At 68.1% G+C, this 4,069-nt stretch carries 2 protein-coding genes; both read left to right on the forward strand.

Annotated elements, in window-relative coordinates; genetic code table 11:
- The first annotated feature begins 304 nt into the window (after positions 1-304).
- A complete protein-coding gene (locus FKP22_RS23020) occupies positions 305-3,523 on the forward strand; it encodes an efflux RND transporter permease subunit (protein WP_211361537.1) in 3,219 nt (1,072 codons plus the stop codon).
- A partial coding sequence (locus tag FKP22_RS23025) for an efflux RND transporter periplasmic adaptor subunit (protein WP_141290011.1) occupies positions 3,513-4,069 on the forward strand: 557 nt, incomplete at its 3' end. The genes FKP22_RS23020 and FKP22_RS23025, both read left to right, overlap by 11 nt.

Genomic DNA, 4,069 nt, shown 5'->3' on the forward strand with positions numbered 1-4,069 from the left:
TTTGCGTGTTGATTGGCAAACCCGGCTTGCCAATCCATCAAGCTGCGGCTGGCTGGCGCCTGGCACAGCTTGTTCATGAAGTCGCGCCTGCCCCGGTGCGGGTACAAGCTCGCGGCAAGGCGGGCCTGCTGCTGCCAGGGTTGGCGCATTGCTGCAGAATTGGTTACACCTGCGCCCGCCCGCGCGTCTTCGCCAGTCTCCCTGTGCCGCCGCCTGGCTTGCCTGGCGGCGGCGTCATGTTCAAGCCCCCCACGCTGCCAAGCAGTCCTGCCATGCCCTTGATTTCCGGAGCGCCCACAACATGCTGATGGCAGCTGTCCGCATCGCGCTCAGCCGCCCGTACACCTTCCTGGTGATGGCGCTGCTGCTGCTGATCGTCGGGCCACTGGCAGCCTTGCGCACGCCGACCGACATCTTTCCCGAGATCCGCGTGCCGGTGATTGCGGTGGCATGGCAATACACAGGCCTGCCGCCAGACCAGATGGCCGGCCGCATCGCCACGCTGTTCCAGCGCACCCTGACCACCACGGTCAACGACATCGAGCACATCGAGTCCAACTCCTACCCCGGCGTCAGCGTCGTCAAGATCTTCTTCCAGCCCGGCGTGAACGTGGCGGTGGCCAACGCGCAGGTCACGGCCGTGTCGCAGGTCGTCGTGCGGCAGATGCCGGCCGGCATCACGCCGCCGCTGATCCTGAACTACAACGCCGCCACCGTGCCCATCCTGCAGCTGGCGCTGTCGGGCAAGGGCCTGAGCGAGCAGCAGCTGTTCGACCTGGGCTTCAACACCGTGCGCACGCCGCTGGTCACGGTCTCCGGCGCGGCGATTCCGCTGCCTTACGGCGGCAAGCAGCGCCAGGTGCAGATCGACATCGACCCTGCAGCACTTCAGGCCCGCGGCCTGTCGGCCCAGGACGTGGCGGCGGCGCTCGCCGCGCAGAACGTGCTCACCCCCATCGGTACGCAGAAGATCGGCGAGCTGGAATACACGCTGCAGCTCAACAGCGCGCCGTCGGTCATTGCCGAGCTGGGCCGGCTGCCGGTGAAGGTCGTGGGCGGCAGCACCATCTACCTGAGCGACGTGGCCGAGGTGCACGACGGCAACGCGCCGCAGACCAACATCGTGCACGTGGACGGTGGCCGCTCGGTGCTGATGTCGGTGCTGAAAAACGGCGCGGCGTCGACGCTGGCCATCGTCGATGGTGTGCGCGCCAAGCTGGCCGAACTCAAGCCCTCGCTGCCCGAAGCGCTGAACGTGGTGCCCATCAACGACCAGTCGATCTTCGTGCGCGCCGCGGTCAAGGGCGTGGCGACCGAAGGCGCGATTGCCGCGGCGCTGACCAGCGTGATGATCCTGCTGTTCCTGGGCAGCTGGCGCTCGACGCTGATCATCGCCGTGTCCATCCCGCTGTCCATCCTGGGCGCCATCATCGCGCTGTCGGCCATTGGCGAGACGCTGAACCTGATGACGCTGGGCGGCCTGGCGCTGGCGGTGGGCATCCTGGTGGACGACGCGACCGTCACCATCGAGAACATCAACTGGCACCTGGAACAGGGCAAGGACGTGCGGACCGCCATCCTGGACGGCGCGCAGCAGATCGTCACGCCCGCCTTCGTCTCGCTGCTGTGCATCTGCATCGTGTTCATCCCGATGTTCTTCCTCGACGGTGTCTCGCGCTTCCTGTTCGTGCCCATGGCCGAAGCGGTGATCTTCGCGATGATCTTCTCGTTCCTGCTGTCGCGCACGCTGGTGCCGACGATGGCGAACTTCCTGCTGCGCCCGCACGCGCCACACACCGACCTGCACGGCCGCGATGGCGACCTGCCGCCCTCGCGAAACCCGCTGGTGCGCTTCCAGCGCCGCTTCGAGACTGGCTTCGAGCGCGTGCGCGAAAGCTACCGCGGCGTGCTGGCACTCGCGCTGTCCCGCCGCCGTCCGTTCCTGATTGGCTTTGTCGCGGTGGTCGCGCTCTCGTTCCTGCTGCTGCCCTTCATCGGCAGCAACTTCTTCCCGCAGGTCGACTCCGGCCAGATCCTGATGCACGCCCGCGTGCCGGTGGGCACGCGGGTGGAGGAGACAGCTGTGCGCTTCGCGCGCATCGAGCAGGCGATCCGCCGCGTGATCCCATCGGAAGAAATCACCACGCTGGTCGACAACATCGGCCTGCCGCCCAGCAGCATCAACCTGACCTACAACAACACCGGCGCCTCCGGCTCGCATGACGGCGACTTCCAGATCGCCCTGCGCGAGGGCCACCAGCCCACGGCCGACCATGTGCGCAAGCTGCGCGAGGTGCTGCCCAAGGAATTCCCGGACACCACCTTCTCGTTCCCACCGGCCGACATCGTCAGCCAGATCCTGAACTTCGGCTCGCCGGCACCCATCGACCTGCAGATCCGCGGCCGCGACATGGACGCCAACTTCGCCTATGCGCAGCAGCTGCTCAAGCGCGTGAAGGCCATTCCCGGCGTGGCGGACGCACGCATCCAGCAGTCCAACAAGGCGCCGGTGTTCAAGGTCGAGGTGGACCGCACCCAGGCCCAGCTGCTGGGCCTGAGCACACGCGACGTGACCAACAGCCTGGTGGTCAACCTCGCGGGCAGCAGCCAGGTCGCGCCCACCTACTGGCTGAACCCGGTCAATGGCGTGAGCTACCCCATCGTGATGCAGACGCCGCAGCGCGAGCTGGACTCGCTGTCCGCGCTGGCCAACCTGCCGGTGGGCAATGGCGCCAGCACCGGCAGCACCACGCTGGGTGGCCTGGCGCGCTTTGAGCGTGGCACCGGCAGTTCCATCGTCAGCCAGTACGACATCCAGACCATGGTGCAGATCCACGCCACCACGCAGGACCGCGACCTCGGTGCCGTGGCCGCCGACGTTCGCCGCGTGATCGCCGAGACCGCGGCCGACGTGCCCAAGGGCTCCAACGTGCAGTTGCTGGGCCAGGTGCGCACCATGGACCGCGCCTTCTCCGGCCTGCTGTTCGGCCTGCTCGGCGCCATCGTGCTGATCTACCTGCTGATCGTCGTGAACTTCCAGTCCTGGCTGGACCCGGCAGTGATCGTGTCTGCCCTGCCCGCGGCACTCGCCGGCATCGTCTGGATGCTGTTCGCGACCGACACCACGCTGTCGGTCCCGGCCCTCACCGGCGCCATCATGTGCATGGGCGTGGCCACCGCCAACAGCGTGCTGGTGATCAGCTTCGCGCGCGAACGCCTGGCCGAGCTGGGAGACGCGACCGCCTCTGCGCTGGAAGCCGGCTTCGTGCGCTTCCGCCCTGTCCTGATGACTGCGCTGGCGATGGTCATCGGCATGCTGCCGATGGCGCTGGGCCTGGGCGAAGGCGGCGAGCAGAACGCGCCGCTGGGCCGCGCGGTGATTGGCGGGCTGGTCTTCGCCACCTTTGCCACGCTGGTCTTCGTGCCCGTCGTCTTCAGCCTGGCGCATCGCCGGCATGGGCACGCGGCCCCTGCCGCCGACCCGCTTCTTCCTTCTTCCGGACATCCCTCCCATGCGAACTGAAACCACCCGTTCCCCGCGCCTGCGGCTGGTCTCCCTCACCGCGGTGGCGCTGGCCGTCGTGGTGGTCGCCACCGGCCTGTGGACGCGCAAGTCGCGGGCAGAACAGCTGCGCGAAGGCATCACCGCCAGCGCCGTGCCCACCGTCACGCTGATCTCGCCGGCCGCGCTTGCCTCGACCAGGCTCGAACTGCCCGCCCGCATCGAAGCCTGGGCCCGCGCGCCCATCTATGCGCGTGTCAGCGGTTACCTGAAGAACTGGCAGGTCGACATTGGCGGCCCGGTCAAGGCCGGCCAGCTGTTGGCGGAAATCGAGACGCCGGACCTGGACCAGCAGCTGATGCAGGCCAGGGCCGAACTCGCCGCTGCGCGCAGCAATGCGGCCCTGGCCGCCAGCACCGCGCAGCGCTGGCAGACCCTGCTGGCGACCGATTCCGTCTCGCGCCAGGAGGCCGATGAGCGGGCCGGCGACATGGCCGCCAAGCAGTCCGCCGCGAATGCGATGCAGGCCAACGTCGACCGCGTGCAGGCGCTGCAGCGCTACACCCG

Origin of the sequence: Ideonella azotifigens, from assembly GCF_006519715.1 — a bacterium.
Lineage (GTDB): Bacteria > Pseudomonadota > Gammaproteobacteria > Burkholderiales > Burkholderiaceae_C > Ideonella > Ideonella azotifigens.